General features: G+C 52.0%; 21 protein-coding genes, 1 tRNA gene and 1 riboswitch. Of the genes, 13 read left to right on the top strand and 9 right to left on the bottom strand.

What is annotated here, in order from left to right:
* The 3 genes from M2403_RS23140 (at position 1) to M2403_RS23130 (ending at position 3,549) form a co-directional block, all read left to right on the top strand.
* Positions 1–1,656, top strand: coding sequence for a hypothetical protein (locus tag M2403_RS23140; protein WP_259231087.1), 1,656 nt, complete (start codon positions 1–3; stop codon positions 1,654–1,656).
* Positions 1,657–1,757: 101 nt separating this feature from the next.
* Positions 1,758–2,006 (top strand): hypothetical protein, encoded by a 249-nt coding sequence (locus M2403_RS23135; RefSeq protein ID WP_259231086.1) that lies wholly within the window; start codon positions 1,758–1,760, stop codon positions 2,004–2,006.
* Positions 2,007–2,574: 568 nt separating this feature from the next.
* Positions 2,575–3,549, top strand: coding sequence for a DUF4238 domain-containing protein (locus tag M2403_RS23130; protein ID WP_259231085.1), 975 nt, complete (start codon positions 2,575–2,577; stop codon positions 3,547–3,549).
* A 282-nt stretch (positions 3,550–3,831) separates the two neighbouring features.
* Here M2403_RS23130 and M2403_RS23125 read toward each other — a convergent pair whose 3' ends face one another.
* Positions 3,832–4,029, bottom strand: a complete 198-nt coding sequence (locus M2403_RS23125) for a hypothetical protein (RefSeq protein WP_259231084.1) — start codon at positions 4,027–4,029, stop codon at positions 3,832–3,834.
* Between the two features lie 133 nt (positions 4,030–4,162).
* Positions 4,163–4,239: transfer RNA gene (locus tag M2403_RS23120), tRNA-Ile, on the bottom strand.
* Positions 4,240–4,381: 142 nt separating this feature from the next.
* Between M2403_RS23120 and mug the strand changes: the two genes are divergently transcribed.
* Positions 4,382–4,879, top strand: a complete 498-nt coding sequence (gene mug / locus M2403_RS23115) for a G/U mismatch-specific DNA glycosylase (RefSeq protein ID WP_259231083.1) — start codon at positions 4,382–4,384, stop codon at positions 4,877–4,879.
* Between the two features lie 82 nt (positions 4,880–4,961).
* Here the strand turns inward: mug and rpoD are convergent, their stop codons facing one another.
* The 3 genes from rpoD to rpsU form a co-directional block, all read right to left on the bottom strand.
* Complete coding sequence (gene rpoD / locus M2403_RS23110) at positions 4,962–6,800, bottom strand: RNA polymerase sigma factor RpoD (RefSeq protein WP_095923569.1); 1,839 nt, start codon at positions 6,798–6,800, stop codon at positions 4,962–4,964.
* Positions 6,801–6,992: 192 nt separating this feature from the next.
* Positions 6,993–8,741, bottom strand: a complete 1,749-nt coding sequence (gene dnaG / locus M2403_RS23105) for a DNA primase (protein ID WP_152324066.1) — start codon at positions 8,739–8,741, stop codon at positions 6,993–6,995.
* Positions 8,742–8,876: 135 nt separating this feature from the next.
* Positions 8,877–9,092, bottom strand: a complete 216-nt coding sequence (gene rpsU / locus M2403_RS23100) for a 30S ribosomal protein S21 (RefSeq protein WP_001144069.1) — start codon at positions 9,090–9,092, stop codon at positions 8,877–8,879.
* Positions 9,093–9,407: 315 nt separating this feature from the next.
* On the opposite strand from rpsU, the gene tsaD reads away from it, so the two are divergent.
* On the top strand, positions 9,408–10,421 hold the full coding sequence (gene tsaD / locus M2403_RS23095) for a tRNA (adenosine(37)-N6)-threonylcarbamoyltransferase complex transferase subunit TsaD (RefSeq protein ID WP_259231081.1): 1,014 nt from the start codon (positions 9,408–9,410) through the stop codon (positions 10,419–10,421).
* Between the two features lie 175 nt (positions 10,422–10,596).
* Here tsaD and plsY read toward each other — a convergent pair whose 3' ends face one another.
* Positions 10,597–11,226, bottom strand: coding sequence for a glycerol-3-phosphate 1-O-acyltransferase PlsY (gene plsY / locus M2403_RS23090; protein WP_152324064.1), 630 nt, complete (start codon positions 11,224–11,226; stop codon positions 10,597–10,599).
* 107 nt (positions 11,227–11,333) lie between these two features.
* On the opposite strand from plsY, the gene folB reads away from it, so the two are divergent.
* Both folB and bacA read left to right on the top strand, forming a co-directional pair.
* The gene (gene folB, locus M2403_RS23085; protein ID WP_152324063.1) at positions 11,334–11,690 is read left to right on the top strand and encodes a bifunctional dihydroneopterin aldolase/7,8-dihydroneopterin epimerase; all 357 of its coding nucleotides are present in this window, start codon (positions 11,334–11,336) and stop codon (positions 11,688–11,690) included.
* Between the two features lie 185 nt (positions 11,691–11,875).
* Complete coding sequence (gene bacA, locus M2403_RS23080) at positions 11,876–12,700, top strand: undecaprenyl-diphosphate phosphatase (RefSeq protein ID WP_152324077.1); 825 nt, start codon at positions 11,876–11,878, stop codon at positions 12,698–12,700.
* Between the two features lie 75 nt (positions 12,701–12,775).
* Here bacA and M2403_RS23075 read toward each other — a convergent pair whose 3' ends face one another.
* The gene (locus M2403_RS23075) at positions 12,776–14,011 is read right to left on the bottom strand and encodes a multifunctional CCA addition/repair protein (RefSeq protein ID WP_259231076.1); all 1,236 of its coding nucleotides are present in this window, start codon (positions 14,009–14,011) and stop codon (positions 12,776–12,778) included.
* Between the two features lie 170 nt (positions 14,012–14,181).
* Positions 14,182–14,802, bottom strand: a complete 621-nt coding sequence (locus M2403_RS23070; protein WP_152324061.1) for a TIGR04211 family SH3 domain-containing protein — start codon at positions 14,800–14,802, stop codon at positions 14,182–14,184.
* Between the two features lie 307 nt (positions 14,803–15,109).
* Between M2403_RS23070 and M2403_RS23065 the strand changes: the two genes are divergently transcribed.
* From M2403_RS23065 to yjeH, 4 genes are all read left to right on the top strand, one after another.
* A complete protein-coding gene (locus tag M2403_RS23065; RefSeq protein WP_259231075.1) occupies positions 15,110–16,417 on the top strand; it encodes an inorganic triphosphatase in 1,308 nt (435 codons plus the stop codon).
* Between the two features lie 57 nt (positions 16,418–16,474).
* Positions 16,475–19,312 carry a bifunctional [glutamate--ammonia ligase]-adenylyl-L-tyrosine phosphorylase/[glutamate--ammonia-ligase] adenylyltransferase gene (gene glnE / locus M2403_RS23060; protein ID WP_259231074.1) on the top strand — a complete coding sequence of 946 codons (2,838 nt, stop codon included), beginning with the start codon at positions 16,475–16,477 and terminating at the stop codon, positions 19,310–19,312.
* A gap of 85 nt (positions 19,313–19,397) precedes the next feature.
* On the top strand, positions 19,398–20,825 hold the full coding sequence (hldE, locus tag M2403_RS23055; RefSeq protein ID WP_152324058.1) for a bifunctional D-glycero-beta-D-manno-heptose-7-phosphate kinase/D-glycero-beta-D-manno-heptose 1-phosphate adenylyltransferase HldE: 1,428 nt from the start codon (positions 19,398–19,400) through the stop codon (positions 20,823–20,825).
* Positions 20,826–20,928: 103 nt separating this feature from the next.
* Positions 20,929–22,179, top strand: a complete 1,251-nt coding sequence (gene yjeH / locus M2403_RS23050) for an L-methionine/branched-chain amino acid transporter (protein ID WP_152324057.1) — start codon at positions 20,929–20,931, stop codon at positions 22,177–22,179.
* Between the two features lie 76 nt (positions 22,180–22,255).
* On the opposite strand, the gene M2403_RS23045 is transcribed toward yjeH, so the two are convergent.
* Positions 22,256–22,528, bottom strand: coding sequence for a ubiquinone biosynthesis accessory factor UbiK (locus M2403_RS23045; RefSeq protein ID WP_152324056.1), 273 nt, complete (start codon positions 22,526–22,528; stop codon positions 22,256–22,258).
* Positions 22,529–22,660: 132 nt separating this feature from the next.
* Positions 22,661–22,838: riboswitch (FMN riboswitch) on the top strand.
* A 134-nt stretch (positions 22,839–22,972) separates the two neighbouring features.
* Here M2403_RS23045 and ribB point away from each other — a divergent pair.
* Both ribB and ygiD read left to right on the top strand, forming a co-directional pair.
* Positions 22,973–23,626: a 3,4-dihydroxy-2-butanone-4-phosphate synthase gene (ribB, locus tag M2403_RS23040; RefSeq protein ID WP_152324055.1), complete on the top strand. Its 654-nt coding sequence runs from the start codon at positions 22,973–22,975 to the stop codon at positions 23,624–23,626.
* 239 nt (positions 23,627–23,865) lie between these two features.
* Entirely contained in the window at positions 23,866–24,654 is a 789-nt protein-coding gene (ygiD, locus tag M2403_RS23035) for a 4,5-DOPA dioxygenase extradiol (protein ID WP_259231073.1), read from the top strand.
* Positions 24,655–24,704: the final 50 nt, after the last annotated feature.

Here is a 24,704-nt window from a genome sequence, read left to right as displayed (position 1 = left end):
ATGAAACCCATTAAGCGGTTGTATTTGTCGAGCGCGGCCACGCACCTGGTGGACGCAAACCTGGCGTTAGAATTAAACGCCTGCGGTCGGGGATTTATCACCGCGCAGACGGATGAAGATTACACCGGCAAACTTGTGCGCCTGGACGTGGGCTATCACGATCTGGTGTTGCGATGGTTTACCGGTTTTGTGGAGCGTTCGCAGCCTGCGGAAAATGGCTATCAGCGGCTTTTTGTCCGGGAGCTGGTCGGCATATTTGAGCGCCTTTGGCCGTGCTCTTTTCAGCATCCCACGCTGCGACAAATCACCGGCTGGCTGACCGAGGAAAGCGGGCTGGAATTCACGCTGGCCAGCGGTGCGTCCTACGCCGATACGCCGATCCCACATTTCACCCATTCCGGCACCGGCTATCAGCTGTTAGCCAACCTGGGCAAAGCATTCAGTATTACCGATTACGTGTGGTATCAGCTGCCCGATGGTGGCGTTTTTGTCGGTGCAGCTGCTGATGCACTGTTTGCCGGTAAGCCGGTAGAAATCCCCGCCGAATTTAACCAAAGCGTAGCCGGTGGCAATGCCATGACCGTGCCGCTGATCCAGTCTTTACGTCCAGGCGTAGAGGTGAACGGTCAGCGATTGACGAAGGTCAGATTGCATAATGATGATATGGAAATCACCTGGACGCCGCGCAATAAAGCCACCGGCCAGGCATTGCAGAAAACCCCGCTTCAACGCCAGGTTGAAAGCAGTTATCCAGAGCTGGCCAGCGGCTTGCACCTGCCGCAGTTCGCCAGGGTGGAAGCGCCCAGCGAAGACGTGAGCAATGGGAACATTGCCGATCCGTTTAGGCCGCGTTATGCCGTGGACTTGCAGCTGTTAGACGCAGACGGCAATCCGGCAAAAGATACGCCGCTTTATCCGGCCGTGCCGTTGCCGCTGCCAATGGCGGGCGGGGAATCCGGGATGTTCCAATTCCCACCGCCAGGCACGTTGGTAGAAGTCGGATTTAACGGCGGCCGCGCCGATAAGCCGTTTGTCCGTCAAACCCTTGCCCAGGGCAACAGCCTGCCCGCCGTTACGCCCGGCGAACAGCTGCAACAGCAGCGTGATGGCGTATCACAGCGGGTGACGGTGGCGGGCGATTGGGAACGCCAGACGGATCAGGTTATCCGTGAAACGTCCATGAGCCGGGTTGTCACGGCCGATGATGAAACCCGCACGCTGGTGGCCAGAGAAACAACCGTGCAGGCCACGGACAAAACCACGGTGTTGGGCAAGGCCACGTTGTTGGCCGGTGCAATTCAACAGATTGCCCAGGGAGATTACAGCCTGGCCACGCAGGCCAATTATGTGGCCAGTGTCCAGGGCAATGCGGAAACCAACGTGATTGGCCAGCTGATTGAGAAGGTCGGTATGTTACGCAGCAGCGTGGCGGGTGTGCGTCAGGAAGTAATTGCGCCAGTGGTGTGGATTGGTAGCCAGTCGGTCAATGTGTGCCAACTGATGCTTGATACCCTGGACGTGGTGAAACAGCTGGCACAGCTGACAGCCGCGCACACTCACAACAATACCGGCACGCCGCTTAATGCTCTGGCGATTACCGACACCGGCACCAAGGCCATCACGCTAAAAGAGAAATACGATCCGGTTATTGGTTAATTATATTAGTACTTATTATTCAATGGCCTGCGTTCCAACGGGCAAATTCTAGGCATGATATAATGGAACCTCAACAATCCCTTCGCTATTGAGGTTTCAAAATGATTGAGCATCTTAAAGAAGTGCTACTTGGGAAAGAACCTAATCCAGAAGAACTCAATGCATTAATTGAGTGTCTCAATAGGAATGGTGCTGCCTACAATCTCCCCCCGATTAAATTATCAGTCAATGGAATGTTATTACGTAGGCGAAAATTGACGCCTCCAAATGATTGGGATCTTGTAAAGGAGCAACTTTCCGAATGGATAAAGCAACTTGAGCTAGACGATAAATATTTCAATCGTAGATAGACGTTTGATAAAGCCCGCCGCGTGCGGGTTTTTTATTGCCTGTAGATAACCCCCCTCAATCGCACACAATGCCGTGCAGCATTGGATTCAACCCCCAGAACCCTTTCAAACGATCAAACCGCCTGAGTGAGACAGCGCGGCCGTGCGTCCACGAAACAAAGCAAGACCAGACGGAAATTGCACTACACCGCACCCGCCTGCGCTTTTTGCGTTGGTAATTTTTTTCAGTTTTAAAATTCTACAAACCAGCCCGCCAGGACGCGCCGCGCCTGGGCTTTTCCCGTCATTCCCAAACTGAAAAGATTGAAAAGAATTTCAGTAAATTTCAGTTTTCTGGATCTGTAAAGAATCGAAGTGAAAACGCATCCAGATGAAAACAAAGGGAATTATATCATTTTTGTCTGTGTATTTGATCGTTAGGGAGATCAAACTGGCTTGTTAGAAAAATGAGCTTAAGCCAGGCGTGGAGAGGGCTACGGGTGATTTCAAGCCATTTTGTAAAGATGAAATTTGTGTAATATTCTATTTGTAAATTAATGAATTATTTCTTATTAGCTAGCGTGAAGGGATGATGATGAACAACAGGCAGAAAAAAAGAAATCAACACTATGTTCCGCAGTCCTATTTGCGTCGTTTTACGATAAAAGGGGAACAGTCACTGCTTTGGAGTTTTGATAAAGAAAGTAAAAAATATTTAAGACATCCTTCATCAGTCAAAAAAGTTTGTTGCGAGGATTACTATTATTACCAATTGGATGATGCTGGGGAAGTTAACCATATCGATCTTGAAGATTCTATTTCAGAGGTTGAAAAAATTGGGAATGATATAATTAATAAAATCCTCAATATGAGGGCGATGCCATATGTATATCTTTCTATAGAGGATAAATCATATCTAGCATATTACATAGCATTTATGCAAACTCGAGGACCTGCATTTAGAAACATAGTAAATGATGTATGGGGTGATATTGCAGTAAGAACATTAAAATCTAGTTTTGATGCTAAAATATTTCCTGAACCTCCGGAAGTATTACAAAGGATGATTGATGAAAAGGGACTCCTTGAAGCGGTCAGGCTTTCTATTCATTCTTCAGTAAGTTTGGAGTACATGATTGAGTTTGCACGTCAACTTGCTCAGGTGTTCTTAAATAAACAATGGACTCTCCATATTTCTAGTAATGATTTTGAGTTTGTAAGTTCGGACAATCCAGTATCATTTTTTTCTAAGAGTAATGCATCAGGTATTGGCCCTGGACACCCTAGCGCAATTACAATTTTTCCAATTTCTCCTCGCGTATGTCTTTCTATTGAGCCTGCGCAACGACCTGACTTAGAAATAAATATTGAAAGGTGTGAGGCTTTTGTTCAGCTTAAAATAAATCAATTGATTTTTGATGGAGCGAATGAGTTAATTTTCTCATCTTCCAAACAAGATTGGGTAGAATCATATTGCAAAGAAAATCAAGGTTCAAAAGCTTTGTCTATCAATAGTGGTTTAAAAAAAGAATTCGAAATAATAAAAAACCCATTTAAAAAATGAGATAGATAAAGGTGGTGATGTAATATTGCTTATATTTAATTTAATGGCTAAAGGATAAATTAACCAAGGAACAGGGTTTGGGTATCAGGGTAATCCTGTGTCTACGATCTGGCCGTTCGGTAGGGCGTGGTGTGTTGCTTATCAAAATGGAAAATGGTAAGTCCCTCTTGCGTTCAATCCTCCGTGTTCTGAGGGTACTGCTTGCAGCTGCGCGGTTTGCCATTACTATAAAATTTTTGAAGGGCAGCACTTAATCGCCGCCCCTGAAGTATCGAATGAAAGTTAACTTAGCTGTATTAACTTACCCATTACCCATTCATGAATAGGGTAGCCGTCTCTATCTACGCCGCTAGAAGTGCTAATCATCACCCATTCACCAGACTTCAATAGTTCATTCACCCTCTTTTCGCCTTGGCGGTCTGCCCATACCGAGGAAATTACTTCAATTTCTGTTACTGCAGGGAGTGTATTTCGTTCCATAGTTTGCACCTTTCTAAACGGAAATTGAGGAAGGACTGAAACTTAGCGCGACACTTTTGCGACAAAGAACTTTATATACAAAAAAGCCACCATGCAAATGGTGGCTTAATCATATGATTTTAAAGCTAAAATTTGGTGGCCCTTGCTGGACTTGAACCAGCGACCAAGCGATTATGAGTCGCGTGCTCTAACCAACTGAGCTAAAGGGCCGAGGTGCGGGATTATACGGTAAACCTTGCTAACAGGTCTATATGTGTTCGGTTTGTATGCGCGTTTTGTGCACAGTTCTAGTATGTTGTGTTCGCAGACTTTTTTACCCATAACTCGAGCAAATACGTCTCAGGAAAACAATATGCTTACAGATATCCTCGTGGAGGATCTTCAGGTTGTGTTCTGCGGCATTAATCCCGGTCTTTCGTCCGCCCACAAGGGTTATCCTTTTGCGAATGGCAGTAACCGTTTCTGGAAAGTCATTCATCAGGCGGGATTTACCGGGCGTCAGTTAGCGCCTGAAGAGTGGCAGCAGTTGCAGAATTTCGGTTGTGGTATCACGGCGCTTGTAGGCCGGCCGACGGTTGAAGCCAGCGAGCTAAACCGTGATGAATTGCGTGATGGCGGTGAGATGCTAAAAGAGAAAATCTTGCGCTATCAGCCGCGTGCATTAGCCATTCTGGGTAAGCAGGCCTTCAGCAAGGCGTTTGGCATCAGCAAAGTGAACTGGGGGCATCAGGCGCTGAAAATTGGCCGGACAGAGGTCTGGGTTTTGCCAAATCCCAGCGGGCTGAACCGTGCGACGCTCGATGAGCTGGTCGCTTCATATCGTGAGCTGTATACGTCGCTGAATCCCTGAATTTCTGGTGAATCCGGATAAAAAAAGCCCCGCCATTTCCAGAGAAAGGCGGGGCTTTTAATGGCTGACAGCCTGAGGACGATTAATCGTCCAGGAAGCTGCGCAGCACTTCGGAGCGGCTTGGGTGGCGCAGTTTACGCAACGCTTTCGCTTCGATCTGACGGATACGTTCACGGGTAACGTCGAACTGTTTGCCCACTTCTTCCAGAGTGTGGTCAGTGTTCATGTCGATACCGAAACGCATACGCAGAACTTTCGCTTCACGTGCGGTCAGGCCAGCCAGAACGTCATGCGTCGCAGAACGCAGGCTTTCAGACGTTGCAGAATCCAGTGGCAGCTCGAGGGTAGTGTCCTCAATGAAATCACCCAGATGCGAATCTTCATCGTCGCCGATTGGCGTTTCCATGGAGATTGGCTCTTTCGCGATTTTCAGCACTTTACGGATTTTGTCTTCCGGCATCAGCATACGCTCAGCCAGCTCTTCCGGCGTAGGTTCGCGGCCCATCTCTTGCAGCATCTGACGGGAAATACGGTTGAGTTTGTTAATCGTCTCAATCATATGTACCGGGATACGGATGGTACGCGCCTGGTCGGCGATGGAGCGGGTGATAGCCTGACGGATCCACCAGGTCGCATAAGTTGAGAACTTATAACCACGGCGATATTCAAACTTATCAACGGCTTTCATCAGGCCGATGTTACCTTCCTGGATCAGGTCGAGGAACTGCAGACCACGGTTGGTGTATTTCTTGGCGATAGAAATAACCAGACGTAAGTTTGCTTCAACCATCTCTTTCTTCGCGCGACGGGCTTTCGCTTCGCCGATCGACATGCGACGGTTGATATCTTTAACCTGCTCGATAGTCAGGCCAGTTTCTTCTTCGATCTGACGCAGTTTCATCAGGCCGCGCTGTACGTCTTCGGTGACTTCTTTCAGCTTCTCAGACCACGGTTTACCCATCGCCAGAGCTGCATCGAACCAGGTATCGCTGGTTTCGTTACCGGCGAACAGATTGACGAAGTTTTTCTTCGGCATTTTGCACTGTTCAACGCACACTTTCATGATCAGACGTTCCTGAGCACGAACGCGATCCATCATGGAACGCATGCTGTTGACCAGGAAATCGAACTGTTTTGGCACCAGACGGAACTGCTTGAACACATCAGAAAGTTTCAGGATTTCTTCTGCTGCGCTCTTGTGACTACGGCCATTTTTCTTGATGACCAGACGCGTCGCTTCATGCTGTTCACGCAGTTCGGTGAACTTCTGGCGAGCCAGTTCCGGATCGATGCTGTTGTCGTCTTCAGCATCGTCGTCTTCATCTTCGTCTTCGTCGTCATCATTCTGCTCTTCTGTGGTCAGTTCAGAACCCACGTGAGTTGCAGTTGGCGCGATTTCTTCTTCGGCGTTAGGATCAACAAAACCCGTGATCAGGTCAGACAGACGAACTTCACCTGCTTCGACACGGTCATATTGCTCTAACAAATAAGTGATAGCTTCAGGATATTCAGCAACGGAGCACTGGACCTGATTGATACCGTCTTCGATACGTTTGGCGATGTCGATTTCGCCTTCACGGGTCAGAAGTTCAACGGTACCCATCTCGCGCATATACATACGCACAGGGTCGGTGGTACGGCCAATTTCAGATTCAACGCTGGAAAGTACCTGCGCCGCCGCTTCTGCAGCGTCTTCGTCGGTATCAGGGCGGTTTTCGGCCAGCATCAAATCATCGGCGTCCGGTGCTTCTTCAAGTACCTGGATGCCCATGTCGTTAATCATCTGGATGATGTCTTCGATCTGGTCGGAATCGACGATATCTTCCGGCAGATGGTCATTGACCTCAGCATAGGTCAGATAGCCTTGCTCCTTACCACGGGTGACAAGTAGCTTAAGCTGTGACTGCGGGTTTTGCTCCATAAGACGGTATCCACACTTCAGAGTATTTGGGTTGGTGTCGGTCGGGTAACATCGCCAACAATAACGTTAGGGGCGTTTATTGTGCCGCGGCCCACCAGGGCGGCTCTGCGCAGGGCCATGCCCCGCTATATATCGGCACTTAAGCCGTGTTTTCTGTGGTAACGCCTGAAGCCTTACCTTTATATGTTTTTGTTAACTCTTTCTCGCTAACACCTGATTCAGGGAACTGACTTCTGTACGTTCCTCTGGACTCAGGCCATGCGTCCTGGCTTTTGCTATCAGGGTTTCAAGCCGCTGCTCTAAAATAGAGTCATACAGGCTGGCCAGCGTGGCACGAAATTCCTCTTCGACCATCTCCTCTACGATCATGTGGTTCCATGTCGCCAGAGTTTCAAGTTGCTGGTAGAACTTATTGTCACGATACAGTTCCAGTAATTGGCCTGTTGTGAGCCCTGGCTGGGCTAAGCAAGTAGTCACTAACTCGCTGAACAGATCTAATCCTGGTTGCTTCGCTTGCTCCAAACCTTGCAGCGAGGGTATAAGTGTAGCCAGTTGTGGGTTTTGTACCAGTAACCCTATAAGTATACGCATGGTTGTGCGTTTTAGCTGGGGCGCCTGGTAGACATTGCTCCCTTCTGCCTGTTTAGGCATCAGCTTTTCTAACTGGCTGTCATCTAAAATGCCGAGCTTATTCCCTAACTGCTGACGCAAATACATCCGTAACGTTTCACCGGGAACCTGGCGGATCAGCGGCAATGCCAGCATGCTCAATTTGGTCCGCCCGTCAGGGCTGCTCAAATCAACCTGCGGCATCAGCGAATCAAACAGGAAAGTGGAAAGCGGCATTGCCTGTTCCATCCTTTGTTCAAACGCATCTTTGCCTTCTTTACGCACCAGCGTGTCCGGATCTTCGCCGTCGGGTAAAAACATAAAACGCAGCTGACGGCCATCGTTGAGATACGGCAATGCCGTTTCCAGTGCGCGCCACGCGGCTTCACGCCCCGCGCGGTCACCGTCATAACAACAAACGATGTTATCCGTGCTGCGGAACATCAGCTGAATGTGGTCCGCCGTCGTGGAGGTTCCCAGAGACGCAACGGCATAATCGATGCCGAACTGCGCCAGTGCGACGACGTCCATATACCCTTCAACGACGAGCAAACGTGCCGGAGAAGGGGCTTTCAGCTGTGCTTCATACAGGCCGTACAACTGGCGGCCTTTATGGAAAATCTCGGTTTCCGGTGAGTTCAGGTATTTCGGCGTATCGTTGCCCAAAACCCTGCCACCAAATGCAATCACACGGCCACGTTTGTCGCGTATCGGGAACATCACCCGTTCACGAAAACGATCATAGCTGCGTCCGTTGTCATTGGTGACCAACATACCGGCGTCGATCAGAGACGCTTTATCATCGGCATTCTTACCGAAACGCTTTAACACGTTGTCCCAGCCCGGTGGGGCGAAACCGATGGCAAAATGATTGATGACGTCTTCACTTAAACCGCGCCGGGCAAGATAGTCTCTGGCCGGTGCACCCGCCGGTTGTTTAAGTGATTGCTGATAGAACTCGCTAAGCGGTGCCATCAGCTGGTAGAGGCTTTGACGCTGATGACGCTCCATCTGAGTCGGGCCAGTGCCTGCTTCATACGGCACTTCCAAACCTTGCATTGTCGCCAGTTCCTCAATGCTTTCGACAAACTCAAGTCTGTCATAGTTCATCAGGAAATCGACGGCATTGCCGTGGGCACCACAGCCGAAACAGTGATAAAACTGCTTATCGCCATTTACGGTAAATGAGGGTGTTTTCTCATGGTGGAAAGGGCAGCACGCGTGATAATTTTTACCCTGTTTCTTGAGCTTTACACGAGCGTCGATCAAATCGACGATATCGATACGAGCCAGCAAGTCATTGATAAATACGCGCGGAATTCTCCCAGCCATAAGCCCCTTACTCACTAGCCTATAAACGAGAACAAGCCGCGCATTCCTTTCGGAAAGCACGGCCTTCGTATGCTACTACGCAGTCTGCGCGTTCTTAATATTGCAAATCACGCGATTTGGGGTTGCCCCCGAAGATTAATACAGACGAGTGCGGCGTGCGTTTTCGCGAGCCAGTTTCTTGGCGTGGCGTTTTACTGCAGATGCTTTAGCGCGTTTACGTTCGGTAGTCGGTTTTTCATAGAATTCACGACGACGAACTTCTGCCAGAACACCTGCTTTTTCGCAGGAACGCTTGAAGCGACGCAGAGCTACGTCGAACGGCTCGTTTTCACGTACTTTAATTACAGGCATGTGCCTCTCACCTCGATAAAATCGGTTTGTTTGCTGATGTTGTACCAGCACATTTCAAAATGGTGCGGAATTTTACTCCAATTCGCGTCGTCTTGTAAAGCACAACGGCAAATTGAAGCGGGCGCCTTTTGCAACCCTTCTGCAACATAGTGCGCTCGCTTTTGCGTCGGGCGGCGATTATATACCAATCAATCCAAATTGCTCGACATTAATTGCCGGCCGCGTGAGGAATTCCTACACCAGTGCAGCACTGGTCGGGGCTTGTGTGCTAAACTGCGCGCCGCGAGTTAGCGCGAAACTATGACGGAAAGAGTGATGCGAGTACTGGGTATAGAAACGTCCTGCGATGAAACCGGAATTGCAGTTTATGACAGCGAAGCCGGTCTGTTAGCCAACCAACTGTATAGTCAGGTAAAACTGCATGCAGATTACGGCGGTGTTGTGCCTGAACTGGCCTCGCGTGACCATGTACGTAAAACAGTACCGCTTATTCAGGCTGCGCTGAAAGAGGCCGGGCTGACCGCTCAGGATATCAATGGCGTGGCGTATACCGCCGGTCCGGGGCTTGTCGGTGCGTTGCTGGTCGGCGCAACCATCGGGCGTTCTCTGGCGTTTGCCTGGAATGTGCCGGCGGTGCCTGTTCATCATATGGAAGGCCATTTGCTGGCCCCAATGCTGGAAGATAATCCGCCTGATTTTCCGTTTGTCGCCTTGCTGGTTTCTGGTGGCCACACGCAGTTAATCAGCGTGACAGGCATCGGTGAATATACCCTGCTGGGTGAGTCCATCGACGACGCCGCAGGCGAAGCATTTGATAAAACAGCCAAATTATTAGGGCTGGATTATCCTGGCGGCCCGTTGCTGTCGAAAATGGCGGCGCAAGGTGTTGCCGGGCGATTTACGTTCCCGCGTCCGATGACCGACCGTCCGGGGCTGGATTTCAGTTTTTCCGGCCTGAAAACATTTGCCGCCAATACGATCCGCGGTAATGACGGCGATGCCCAAACCCATGCCGATATTGCCCGCGCATTTGAAGATGCCGTGGTGGATACGCTGGCCATTAAGTGCAAACGCGCACTGGATCAGACCGGTTTTAAACGCCTGGTCATGGCCGGTGGTGTCAGCGCAAACCGTACGTTGCGCGCGAAATTAGCCGAAATGATGTCTAAGCGTGGAGGCGAAGTATTCTATGCTCGCCCTGAATTTTGTACCGATAACGGTGCGATGATCGCTTATGCGGGTATGGTGCGCCTGAAAACGGGTGCAACGCCGGACTTAGGGGTGACCGTACGCCCGCGCTGGCCGCTGGCTGAGTTGCCGCCAGTCTGAGCGGGGCTGCGACTGCGTTGCTGCGTCGACCCGAAATGCTCACATACTTGAGTATGTTGCGCTTTCAGGTCTCCTGACGCCTTGTCTCGCTCCCGCTCTGTCAGGCTGGATGAGCTAAAAAAATAATAAAAAAACGACCCTCATGAGGTCGTTTTTTATGTCTGGAATGTAGCGGTTATTCGGACTTATCTTCTTTCGCGGCTTTACGCTTTTTCTTCAGCTTATCCCAGATTTTCCCTTCCTGACCGCGCCACAAACGCTGAATATTGTCGTGATGACGCAATAAAATCAGGCAGGAAAGCATGGCGACCGGGAATGTGAATTCAGGTTTAAACCACCAGACGTAGAAAGGTGCGATGAGCGCACTGACAATCGCACCCAGCGAAGAGTATCCGCTGAGCAGTACGGTCAGAAGCCATGTGCCGGTCATCAGGCCGGTTAAGTCCCAGCCGATAGGTGCAATGGCACCGAAAGCGGTGGCCACGCCTTTGCCGCCTTTAAAACGGAAGAATACCGGGTAGATATGGCCGACGCACGCCGCAATGGCGGTCAGACCGAGATACATCGGAGGAATGTTCAGACGGTACGCCAGCCAGACGGGCAGCATGCCTTTGAGGACATCGAAAATCAGAACGGCCGCTGCGGCCACACGTCCACCCAGGCGCAAAACGTTCGTAGCACCGGGATTGCCAGAACCTGCCGTGCGCGGATCCGGTAAGCGGGCGACCCGGCAGACCAGAATCGCACTCGAAATTGAGCCGCAAAGGTAGGCGAAAATAATCATTCCAAGCGCGGTAGCACTCATAAAGCCGTTCCGTCTAATAAGGGTCGTTTTAATCGCAACATCCATGGATAATACGCATTTTCTGCTGGAAGTGGTATCCGGCTGGGCCAAAAACAGAGAATCGCGTGATGGATATCGTATTTATTGAGCAACTAAATGTAATCACCACTATTGGCGCTTACGACTGGGAACAGACCATTAAACAGAAACTGGTGTTCGATATCGAAATGGCGTGGGACAACCGAAAATCCGCCGTCAGTGACGATGTTAATGACTGTTTAAGCTACGCCGATGTCAGTGACGCCGTCATAGAACATGTCTCCTCACAGAATTTTGCCCTGGTTGAACGTGTTGCCGAAGAAGTGGCGGCGCTGCTGCTGGCGCGTTTTAACTCGCCGTGGGTACGCATTAAGCTCAGCAAACCCGGCGCGGTCGCGCAGGCGGCGAACGTTGGCGTGGTGATTGAGCGCGGAAAACGCAGTTAAATCCTGCCCTGAATAAAATTCAGAATCCGGTCGTATTTTAATTGTCATAAAAAAGCGTTAAAAGAGCACTCGGGGCTACGGGGCACCCTTTGCAGAAGCGGCGCAGATGAGCCGCTTTTTTATTGTTTGTTGTTTTAGCTGTTTTTTCCGATTAGCGGATACTTAATAGGGTTGGGTCGATAATGATTGCTGAAAGTCATTCATTGCTTGTAGCGGCTATTTTGGGTGTTGTTGAAGGGCTGACGGAGTTCCTGCCTGTCTCCTCGACTGGTCACCTGATTATTGTGGGTAATCTCCTGGGCTTTACGGGAGATACGTCGAAGTCCTTTGAGGTGGTTATTCAGCTGGGATCGATTCTGGCTGTGGTTGTGATGTTCTGGCGTCGATTGTTTGGCATGATTGGCCTGCATTTTGGCAAGCCACCAGCTCATGAAGGCACGGGGACGCGCCGTCTGAATCTCGGGCATATTATTTTGGGGATGATCCCGGCGACCGTACTAGGTTTGCTTTTGCATTCACAAATTAAATCTCTTTTCGAGCCTAAATACGTCATGTACTCGCTGGTTGTCGGCGGTGTTTTACTGATTGCCGCTGAATTGCTAAAACCCAAAAAACCGCGCGCGGAAGGGCTCGATGACATTACCTACGTGCAGGCGTTTATGATTGGCGTTTTCCAGTGTCTGGCGCTCTGGCCGGGATTTTCCCGTTCGGGTGCAACCATCAGCGGCGGGATGTTAATGGGCATCAGTCGTTTTGCCGCGTCTGAGTTCTCCTTCCTGCTGGCGGTGCCAATGATGATGGGCGCGACGGCGCTGGATTTGTATAAGAGCTACAGCTTCCTGACCATGGCCGATTTGCCGATGTTCGCGACCGGTTTTATCAGCGCATTTATCATCGCGCTGATTGCCATTAAAACCTTCCTGGCGGTGATTAAGCGTATTTCGTTTATCCCGTTTGCTATCTATCGCTTCTTTGTTGCGATCGCCGTGTACTATGTCTTTATCGCCTGATAATTGCTTAGCGCAACAATAAAAAAGCCCCGCAGGATATTCACCCTGCGGGGCTTTTTTGACAGATGATACGGGTTAACTCGCCACTTCCTGCTTTTGTTTCCAGTCTGCCAGTGCTTGTGTCCGGCGCTTTTTAAGCTCATCGCGGATTTCTATTCCCTGAAAACCGGCATCCAGCACCTCTTTATTGCTAATGCTGCTCGCCACTTTGAAGGCTTCGCGCAGGTAATCACCCTGCGGATAAGGGTTATTTTCGAACGTTGTACGCCCCCGTGCGTCAGCTTCGCTGGTCATGATCATCTGTTCCAGACGCTGCGGTTTACGCCAAACGTCGATGGTATCGAACAGTTTCAGCAAGGTTTCCGGGCGCAGCTTATTCACGGTGTGGATGAGGTCATGGAACTCGGCCACCAGTTTTGCCAGATCGCGGATATGTGTCGGCACTTTCAGGCGCTGACAGATATTCTCCACCAGTTTCACACCCGCCGGACCGTGGCCGTGATGAGCCGGCCAGAATTGCGGCGGGGTCAGCGCTTTACCCACATCATGGCAAAGTGCTGAAAACCGCACATCCACTTCCGGCGTCAGTGTGCTGGCGATTTTCAGTGTCATCAGCGTATGAATGCCGGTATCAATTTCCGGATGCCATTTCTCCGGCGCGGGCACGCCAAACAACGCATCGATTTCAGGGAATAACACTTTCAGCGCACCGCAATCCCGAAGCACCTGGAAATACACCTGCGGATCCTGCGTTTGCAGCGCCTTTTCGGTTTCTTTCCAAACGCGTTCTGCCGTCAGGGCTTCCAGCTCACCGCTTTCGGCCATCTGCTGCATCAGCGTCTGCGTTTCAGGGGCAACGGTAAAACCTAAATGAGCAAATCGCGCCGCGAAACGGGCTAGGCGCAGAACGCGTAACGGATCTTCTCCAAACGCATCTGAAACGTGGCGCAGCAGGCGCAATTCGATATCACGCTGGCCGTGATAAGGGTCGAAAAGTTCACCGCTGTCACTTTTGGCGATAGCGTTAATAGTCAGGTCACGCCGCATCAGATCCTGCTCGAGCGTGACATCCGGCGCGGCATAACAGGTAAAGCCGTTGTAGCCTGAACCCGATTTTCTTTCCGTCCGCGCCAGCGCGTATTCATCATGAGTTTTGGGATGCAGGAACACCGGGAAGTCTTTGCCGACCTGCTGGTAGCCATTTTCCAGCATGTATTCAGGCGTTGCGCCGACCACCACCCAATCGTGTTCAGACACAGGCAGGTTTAATAAACTGTCTCGGACTGCGCCGCCGACCAGGTAAATCTCCACGCAATAACTCCTGAAATAAGTCAATTTCAACGCATTATGCTGCTGAAAGCCGAGCAGGGCGCTCTGCCTTTATCATAGCAAAGTTGTGTGGTTGATTTGCAGATTGATGCAAACACGAAAAGGCACCGGAGTGCCTTCACGTTGAACGAAAGTTGGAGCGGGTTAAGCGATCAGCTCATCCAGCGATCTTTTTTCCTGCGACGTGGAACCAGGTGCGGCAATACCAGACCCAGCACCAGACCGACACCGGCAACACCACCGCCGTACATAAACCATTGTAAAATAATGGTACGTTGCTTGTCGTCTAGCTGAACATTCACCGCGTCTACTTTCTTCTGCGCAACGATCAGCTGATTTTTCAGATCCTGATTTTCTTTCTTCAGGTTGTTGATGATGCTGTCGCTGGAGCCGACTTTCGTCTGCATTTCCGCGGTACGCTGGTTCCAGCTGGAATCAATATTCGTCAGCTTATCGGTTAGCGTTTTAACCTGTTGTTCCAGATCCGGAACGCGGGTTCGCAGGCTTGGGACATTACTTAACTGGTCGAGAGGGATCCACGCGGTTTTCCCTTTCGAGTCAACGATTTCGCCATATTTAGTGCTGTCGTTGACGCTGCGCAGGGTGACTTCATCACCGGCATTCAGCGTGCCAACAATGCGATACTGATTACCCGGACCGCTGTGGATATAGGTGATCAAATCGTCGGAGATATAGCGCTTCTCGTCGGCGTGGGCAGTCCATGTGATGCTTAAACCAAGCAAAGCGAAACCAATTAGGCGTAATTTCTGCATTATTTCATCGTTTCTTTGTGAATTTAGGGAACGTGAAGTGCGGATCCGTTTTATCGGGATACGTCTTCTGGCAACCGCCATTTTCAGGCCATTGCGGCAAATTATCCGGTCAGTGCAATAAAAGTTTGGTTATTGCGAAACTTTGGAAACCGATATTAAGGGCAACAGTGTGACGACGCAATGTATAAACCGGAATGAGAACTATCTTACAATCCCGCAACATGCGGCTTGCGCGCTGTGCTTATGGTAGAATTGGAGCGACGCGTTATTCCCTTATTGGCAGCAAAGAATCGGTGTGAAGACTCCTATGACCGTAGAAATAGAATTAAAATTTATCGCCACCCCGGCCGCAATCGCCGAACTTCCTTCGCAGCTCGCGGTTTTCAACGCTGAGCACACCGCGCCATCGAAACTGACCAACATCTATTTTGAGACCGCGGATAACTATTTACGTTCGCATGATATTGGTCTGCGTATCCGTGGCTTTGACGATCAGTATGAAATGACCATCAAAACCGGCGGAAAAGTGGTGGGCGGCCTGCATCAGCGCCCGGAATATAATGTTGAGCTTAAAAAGCCGGTGCTGAAACTCAGCGCGTTTCCGAAAGATATCTGGCCGGAAGGGTGTAAGCCTGCTGCGCTGCAAAAAGCACTGACACCGCTGTTCCGCACCGATTTCACCCGCGAGAAGTGGGTGATCACTTACGGCGAAAGTGAGATTGAGCTGGGCCTGGATCAGGGTGTAGTGATCGCCGGTGAGTTGTCTGAGGCGCTGGCCGAAATTGAGCTTGAGCTGAAAAAAGGGAATACCGGGGATTTACTGAAACTGGCGGCAGAAATAGGGGCGCACGGCGGTTTACGTCAGGGCGGTTTCAGCAAAGCGGCTCGCGGTTATCATCTGGCGAAGGGCAATCCTGCGCGTGAGATCAAACCGTTGCCGGTGTTTAAAGCTCAGCCGAAAGCGACGGTGGAACAGGCAATGTCCGCCATGTTCGAACTGGCGCTGGATCACTGGCAATATCATGAAGAATTGTGGGTTCGTGGCGACAAAACCGCGCGTCTGACCGTTCTGCAGGCCGTCGAAACCGTGCGTCAGATTCTGGTGCTGTTTGGCGGACTGGTGCCGCGTAAAGCGTCATCGGAATTGCGTACGTTGCTGACCGATCTGGTGCCTGTTCTGGAACAGAAATCTGCTGATGCGCAGGAAATTTGCTACAGCGCCAGCTACCTGAAATGCAAGTTAGTGCTCACTTCCTGGCTGGCCACTTCAGGCTGGACACCATTCATCGATGATAAATCAGCGAAAAAACTGGAAGGCTCCTTCAAGCGTTTCGCAGATATTATGCTGGGCCGTACCGCCGCAGATCTGAAAGAGGCGTTCGCGCAGCCGCTGACCGAAGAAGGGTATCGCGATCAGCTGGCGCGTCTGAAACGTCAGATTATTACCTTCCATTTGCTGGGCGGGGCTTATCCTGAAAAAGATGTCGCTGCCTACATTGCCGGCTGGGCGGACCTGCAGCAGGCCATCGTTCAGCAGCAGCATGCCTGGGAAGATTCAGCCCGTTCTCATGCAGTGATGATGGATGCGTTCTGGTTAAACGGACAACCTCGTTAATTGACTGATAAGCCTGGGCTAATTGCCCGGGCTTTTTTTTGCAAGGAATCTGACTTCATGTTGCCACTTTCATCTGTTTTGCAAAGCCATGCGCAGAGTCTGCTAGAGCGCTGGCGTGAACATCCTGAACACCTCCCGCTCCCCGATGATCAACAGCTGGCCGTGTTAACCAGCAGTGAATTCGTCACGGACAGTTTGCTGGCGTTTCCACAGTGGTGGCATGAAATTGAGCAAAACCCGCCTCAGGCGCAGGAGTGGCAGTTTTACCGGCAGTGGCTCGGCGAATCGCTGGCGCAAGTGACGGACGAAAACGGGTTAATGAAAGCGCTGCGTCTGTTCCGCCGCCGTATTCTGACCCGCATCGCCTGGTCGCAAGCGGCACAAACAAGCGAAGCAAAAGATACGCTGCATCAGCTGAGTGAACTGGCGGAATTGCTGATCGTCAGCGCCCGCGACTGGCTGTACGACGCCTGCTGTCGTGAGTTTGGTACGCCGGTCAACGCGGCGGGCGAAACGCAAAGAATGCTGATCCTGGGTATGGGGAAACTCGGCGGCGGCGAACTGAATTTTTCATCCGATATCGACCTGATTTTTGCCTATCCGGAAAACGGTCAGACCCGGGGCGGACGCCGCGAACTGGATAATGCCCAGTTCTTCACCCGCCTGGGACAGAGGCTGATCAAAGCGCTGGATCAGCCGACCATCGACGGTTTTGTTTACCGTGTCGATATGCGTCTGCGTCCGTTTGGCGACAGCGGGCCGCTGGTGATGAGCTTCCCGGCGCTCGAAGATTATTATCAGGAGCAGGGGCGTGACTGGGAACGCTACGCGATGGTGAAAGCGCGCCTGATGGGCGGTGCGGATGACGCCAGCAGTCAGGAACTGCGCAAAATGCTGATGCCATTTGTGTTCCGCCGTTACATCGATTTCAGCGTGATCCAGTCATTACGTAATATGAAAGGAATGATCGCCCGCGAAGTCCGCCGCCGGGGTCTGAAAGACAACATCAAACTTGGCGCAGGCGGTATCCGCGAAATTGAATTTATCGTGCAGGTCTTCCAGCTGATCCGCGGTGGCCGTGAACCGGCATTGCAGCAACGGGCACTTTTACCGACGTTGCAGGCGCTGGAAAATCTGGGCTTATTGCCGGTTGAACAGGTTTTGCAACTGCGCACCAGTTATCTGTTCCTGCGTCGTCTGGAAAATCTCTTGCAGGCGATAGCCGATGAACAAACACAGACCTTACCTTCCGATGAACTCAATCAGGCGCGTCTGGCGTGGGGCATGGATTACGCCGACTGGCCGCAGCTTCTGGATGCAGTAAATGCTCACATGCAGGCCGTGCGTGTGGTGTTTAACGATCTGATTGGTGATGACACGCCGGACGCGGAAGATGACCAGCAGCAGGCGCAGTTCAGCAGTTTATGGATTGATGCGCTTGAGCCTTCCGAACTTGCGCCGCTGGTGCCTCAGCTTGAGGAAAACGCCCTGCGCCATATTCTGCAACAGATTGCGGAATTCCGCCGTGATGTGGATAAACGCACCATTGGGCCGCGTGGTCGCGATCAGCTGGATTTGCTGATGCCGCGTTTGCTTGCGCAGGTTTGCACCTATAAAAATGCGGACGTCACGTTGCAACGCCTGATGCAGTTGCTGCTCAACATCGTCACCCGCACGACCTACATTGAGCTGCTGGTCGAATATCCCGGCGCGCTCAAGCAACTGATTCGCCTGTGCGCGGCCTCGCCGATGGTCGCGAATCAGTTGGCACGTCATCCTTTGTTGCTCGACGAACTGCTCGACCCGCGCACCCTTTATCAGCCGATTGAGCTGGGCGCTTACCGTGATGAACTGCGCCAGTATCTGATGCGCGTGCCGACGGAAGATGAAGAGCAGCAGCTGGAAGCCGTGCGCCAGTTCAAGCAGGCGCAGCATCTGCGCATTGCCGCCGGAGATATTTCCGGTGCGCTGCCGGTCATGAAAGTCAGCGACCATTTAACCTATCTGGCCGAAGCGATTCTTGAAGTCGTTGTGCAGCAGGCGTGGGATCAGATGGTCGTAAAATACGGTCAGCCAGCGCACCTTCAGCACCGTGAAGGGCGGGGTTTTGCAGTTATCGGTTATGGGAAATTAGGCGGGTGGGAACTGGGTTACAGTTCAGATCTGGATCTGGTTTTCCTGCTTGATTGCGCGCCGGAGGTGATGACTGACGGCGAACGCGTGATCGACGGGCGTCAGTTCTATCTGCGTCTGGCACAGCGAATTATGCACCTCTTCAGCACGCGGACGTCGTCGGGCATTTTGTATGAAGTGGATCCGCGTCTGCGGCCTTCCGGCGCTTCCGGCATGCTGGTCAGCACCATCGAAGCGTTTGCCGATTATCAGGCCAACGAAGCCTGGACGTGGGAACATCAGGCGCTGGTGCGCGCGCGCGTCGTTTACGGCGACCCGATTCTCACGCAGCAGTTTGATGCCACACGGCGTGGAATACTCTGCCGTCAGCGCGACGATGCGGAGTTGCGCAAAGAAGTCCGCGAAATGCGTGAGAAAATGTACCAGCATCTCGGCAGTAAAAAAGCCGGTGAGTTTGATCTGAAAGCCGATCCCGGCGGCATCACGGATATTGAATTCATTGCACAATATCTGGTCTTACGTTTCGCCCACGATCAGCCAAAGCTGACGCGCTGGTCTGATAACGTCAGGATTTTTGAGCTGATGGCGCAATACGACATCATGCCGGAAGAAGAGGCCCGTAATCTGACCCATGCTTACGTGACGCTGCGCGATGAAATTCATCATCTGGCGTTACAGGAGCACAGCGGAAAAGTTGCCGCTGACAGTTTTGCCGGTGAACGTGCGCAAATCCGCATCAGCTGGGAAAAATGGCTGGGCTGAGGGTTTTTATTCGAGGGACAGGCGCTTGTGATATTATCCGGCGCACTATTTCTATGTTGAGTTTTGCCTGTTTTGGAGTCTTGGGATGAAAGTGACTTTGCCTGATTTTCACCGCGCGGGTGTGCTGGTGGTCGGTGACGTAATGTTAGACCGCTACTGGTATGGCCCGACCAACCGTATTTCACCGGAAGCTCCGGTACCGGTCGTGAAGGTGAATACCATCGAAGAACGCCCTGGCGGCGCGGCTAACGTGGCGATGAACATTTCGTCCCTCGGTGCCTCTTCCCGTCTGATCGGCCTGACCGGTGTGGACGATGCGGCGCGCGCGCTGAGCGAGCGTCTGGCGGAAGTGAAGGTAAACTGCGATTTCGTGGCGCTGCCTTCTCACCCGACCATCACCAAACTGCGTATTCTTTCCCGAAACCAGCAGCTGATTCGACTCGACTTTGAAGAGGGTTTTGAAGGCGTTGATCTGCAACCGATGCTGACCAAAATTGAACAGGCGTTGCCGCAAAGCGGTGCGCTGGTGCTGTCGGATTACGCTAAAGGTGCGCTGACCGAAGTGCAGAAGATGATACAGCTGGCGAGAAAAGCCGGTGTGCCGGTGCTGGTGGATCCTAAAGGTTCTGACTTTGAACGCTACCGTGGCGCGACGTTGCTGACACCGAATCTTTCCGAGTTTGAAGCGGTGGTGGGCTGTTGTAAAAACGAAGACGAAATCGTGGTTCGTGGCATGCAGCTGATTGAAAACTTCGAGCTTTCTGCGCTGCTGGTGACCCGTTCAGAAAACGGTATGACCTTGTTGCAGCCGGGCAAAGCCCCTTTCCATATGCCAACGCAGGCTCAGGAAGTGTATGACGTGACCGGTGCCGGTGACACGGTGATCGGTACGCTGGCTGCGGCGCTGGCGGCCGGGAATACGCTGGAAGAATCGTGCTTCCTGGCAAACGCTGCGGCGGGTGTTGTGGTCGGGAAACTCGGGACATCGACCGTTTCGCCGGTTGAGCTGGAAAATGCCATCGGCGGTCGTTCAGACGTGGGCTTCGGCGTGATGACTGAAGAACAGCTGAAAGCCGCGGTCGCAATGGCGCGTCAGCGTGGCGAGAAAGTCGTCATGACCAACGGCATTTTTGACATCCTGCATGCAGGCCATGTGTCTTATCTGGCGAATGCCCGTAAGCTCGGCGATCGTCTGATTGTCGCGGTGAACAGCGATGCTTCTACAAAACGTTTGAAAGGCGAAACCCGTCCGGTGAATACGTTGCAAAATCGTATGATCGTGCTGGGTGCGCTCGGCGCGGTTGACTGGGTTGTGTCGTTTGAAGAAGATACGCCACAGCGTCTGATTGCCGGGATCTTACCGGATCTGCTGGTGAAAGGCGGCGACTACAAACCGGAGCAAATTGCCGGTAGTGTAGAAGTCTGGGCGAACGGCGGCGAAGTGCGCGTGCTGAATTTTGAAGATGGTTTATCTACCACCAAAATCATCAATCAGATCAAAGCGCAGGACTGATTTTCTGCGGTTGAATTTCTGATGTTCGCACCGAAGGGCTTATCTGATAAGCCCTTTTCTTTTTGATTTTTCACTCAAAAAAACAAACGGAAGTGACTCTGTTGTGAGCGGATTAAAACAGGAATTAAGTCTGGCGCAGGGCGTCGGACTGCTCTCCACTTCATTATTGGGAACCGGCGTTTTCGCGGTGCCTGCGCTTGCCGCACAGCTGGCGCAAAACGACAGTCTGTGGGCATGGCCGGTGCTGATCCTGCTGGTGTTCCCGATTGCGATTGGCTTTGCCGCACTGGGCCGGCATTTCCCGAGTGCAGGCGGTGCCGCGCATTTCGTGGGAAAAGCGTTCGGGCCCCACATGGCGCGCGTGACCGGCTGGCTGTTTTTGTCCGTTATTCCGGTCGGATTGCCCGCCGCGCTGCATATTGCTGCCGGTTTCTGGCAGGCGGCTTTTGGCTGGAGCAGCGAAAATCTGCTGCTGGTTCAGCTGGGAACGCTGCTCGTTATCTGGTTTTTGGGCACACGCAGCGCAGGATCCAGTGCGAATATCCAGACGCTGATCGCGCTTTTGGTCGTCGCCCTGGTCGTGGCAATCTGGTGGAAAGGAGATATCACGTTGCCGGAAATCCCGCTGCCTGCGGTACGTGATGTTTCGCCCTCCAGTCTTTTTGATGCGCTGGCCGTGATGTTCTGGTGCTTTGTCGGGCTGGAGGCGTTTGCGCATCTGGCGACAGAATTTCGTCATCCGGAACGTGATTTTCCGCGCGCGCTGCTGATCGGCATGCTGGTAGCTGGCGCCGTGTACTGGGGCTGTACGGTCGCGGTATTGAAATTCCATGCGTGGGGCGAAGGGCGGGAAGCGGGCGCGTCATTACCGGGGATTGTGGTACAGCTTTTCGGGCAAAAAGCGCTTTGGGTGGCCTGCATTATTGGTTATCTGGCCTGCTTTGCCAGCGTGAATATTTACACGCAAAGCTTCGCCCGGCTGGTGTGGTCGCAGGCTCAGCTGAAACCTGAAAGCAAACTGGCACAACTTTCTGCCCAGCAGGTGCCGGTAGCGGCGCTTAATCTGGTGGTGGGCTGCTGTATGTTGTTCACGTTACTGATTTACTGGCTGCATTTGCCGCTCGGGGCGCTGATTACCTACGCCAACGGGATTTTCATTCTGATCTATCTGTTGTGCATGATTTCCGGAGCAAAAATCCTGACGGGCCGGTCAAAATGGATGGCAACGCTCGGGGCGATTTTGTGCTGCGGGCTGCTGGCGATGGTTGGCTGGAAATCGCTGTATGCGCTGGTGGTGTTCGCGGCGCTATGGGGATTGCTGCCACGGGTAAAAACGGTGCTTCGTCCGCAATAAAGCCTGAGCAAAATAGATGAAAAAGGCCTGCGCAGCAGGCCTTTTCTGTTTCCGGCGGACTTATGGTTGCGGAAATTCAGGCAGGATTTTGCGGTTTTTCCGCTTCGTTCAGTTTGCCTTCCAGCGCGGCCAGACGTTGTTCCAGCACGGCCAGTTTTTCGCGGGTACGCAGCAAAACCTGGGTCTGCACGTCAAACTCTTCGCGATTGACTAAATCCATACGGCTGAACTGCGCCTGCAATACCTGACGGATTTTCTTCTCGGCATCTTCACCAAACTCACGGATCCCTTTCGGCATCGATTCGTGAACCTGGCGGGCAATTTGTTCAATTTTTTTCGGGTCAATCATGTTATTTCCTTTTCTCGAAGGCGGTGCTTTTCTTTAGTGTAATCGCTGAAGCTGTTTCTATAAACCTTCAGAGGCACTAAATGGCCAAACCACAGGATTGCTCTGCTCATTTATTGGCGTTATAGTTGCCTTGCTTATTCTCAGGGCGGGGTGAAAGTCCCCACCGGCGGTAAACCACAGAATACCGGAAGGTGATCATAATCCCTTCCACGTGGAAGCCCGCGAGCGCTCAATCCTTCGGGGTTAGAGGTCAGCAGATCCGGTGTAATTCCGGGGCCGACGGTTAAAGTCCGGATGGGAGAGAGTAACGATTCAAGCCGGGCAAATTTTTGCCCGCTGCGTTATTTTTTATAACTGTAGCACGCCTTCTGGCTGCTTCAGCTAGCCTCCTCAAGACGCCCTGATTCTGGTAATCCACATACAGAACATGAGGTTATTTTTACCATGAATCAGACCCTACTTTCCGAATTCGGTACATCCACTGAACGTGTTGAACGTGCTCTCGACGCGATGCGTAATGGCGTGGGTGTGTTGGTACTGGATGACGAAGATCGTGAAAACGAAGGCGATTTAATCTTTGCCGCCGAAAACATGACCGTTGAACAAATGGCGCTGACTATTCGCCACGGCAGCGGCATCGTTTGCCTGACCATGAACGAAGACAGCCGTAAAAAGCTCGATTTGCCGATGATGGTTGAGAACAACTCCAGCCCGTTCCAGACACCTTTCACCGTGACAATTGAAGCGGTTGAAGGCGTGACGACCGGTGTTTCAGCGGCTGACCGTATTACTACCATTCGTGCGGCCATCAAAGACGGAGCGAAACCTTCTGACCTGAACCGCCCGGGGCATATCTTCCCGCTGCGCGCACAGGCAGGCGGCGTGCTGACCCGCGGTGGTCACACCGAAGCGTCAGTGGATCTGGCCACACTTGCCGGGCTTAAGCCGTTCGGCGTGCTGTGTGAACTGACCAACGATGACGGCAGCATGGCACATGCGCCGGAAGTCATCGTCTTTGCCCGCGCGCACAATATGCCCGTGGTGACGATTGCCGATCTGGTGGCTTACCGCCAGGCGCAAACCCGTCAGGCAAGCTGACTAACCGGTTGTGCGCATTAAGAAAGGCCGCTTATGCGGCCTTTTTGCTATGTATTCCTGCATTTTGTCTGAACCGAAAATTCCCGCCCATTGCCTTTGATTTGCCTCTTCAAATTTATTGAACATCTCCTTCATGGTTATCCGGCTGTAACCGCCACTGAAAAAGAGTACCGTATTTTCATCACGCGGAAGGCGCTCCGCCGCTCCGCTCTTTTTCAGTCTGCGGTAAGGAATTAATGATGACGACTCAACGTATGCCCGCACTCTTCTTAGGCCACGGCAGCCCGATGAATGTGCTGGAAGATAACGTTTATACCCGTGCCTGGCATGCGCTGGGCGAATCTTTGCCACGTCCAAAAGCGATCCTGGCCGTATCTGCCCACTGGTTTACCCGCGGCACGGCGGTGACGGCGATGGAAAACCCGCGCACCATCCATGATTTTGGTGGTTTCCCGCAGGCGCTGTTTGATAAACGTTATCCTGCACCGGGTTCACCGGCGCTGGCGAAACGGGTTCAGCAATTGCTCAGCCCGGTAAATGTGATGGCCGATACCAGCGAGTGGGGGTTTGACCACGGCACCTGGGGCGTATTGATCAAGATGTATCCGGACGCCGATATTCCGGTGATCCAGCTGAGCATCGATGGTACGCAGCCGCCGGAATATCACTATGAACTGGGCAAAAAGCTGGCCGCGCTGCGTGACGAAGGCGTGATGATTGTCGCCAGCGGTAACGTGGTACATAACCTGCGCATGGTGAAATGGGACGGCAACGGCGAGCCGTATCCGTGGGCGATTGCGTTCGAAAAGTATGTGAAAGATAACCTGAGCTGGAAGGGCGAGGCGAAAGATCATCCTCTGGTGAAGTTTATGGAACATGAAGGCGGCGCGTTATCGAATCCGTCTCCGGATCACTATCTGCCATTGCTGTATGTTTTAGGTACGTGGGAGGGTTCGGAGCCGATCACACTGCCAACGGACGGGATCGTGATGGGAACGCTTTCCATGCTTTCTGTTCAGGTGGGATAACGCTCAAAAACAAAAAGGATAATGAATTCCTTCATTATCCTTTTTTACGC

Source organism: Rahnella sp. BIGb0603 (genome assembly GCF_024808755.1).
Taxonomy (GTDB): domain Bacteria; phylum Pseudomonadota; class Gammaproteobacteria; order Enterobacterales; family Enterobacteriaceae; genus Rahnella; species Rahnella contaminans.
The sequence above is the reverse complement of the archived record's forward strand: the minus strand, read 5'-3'. Positions and strand labels throughout refer to the sequence as shown.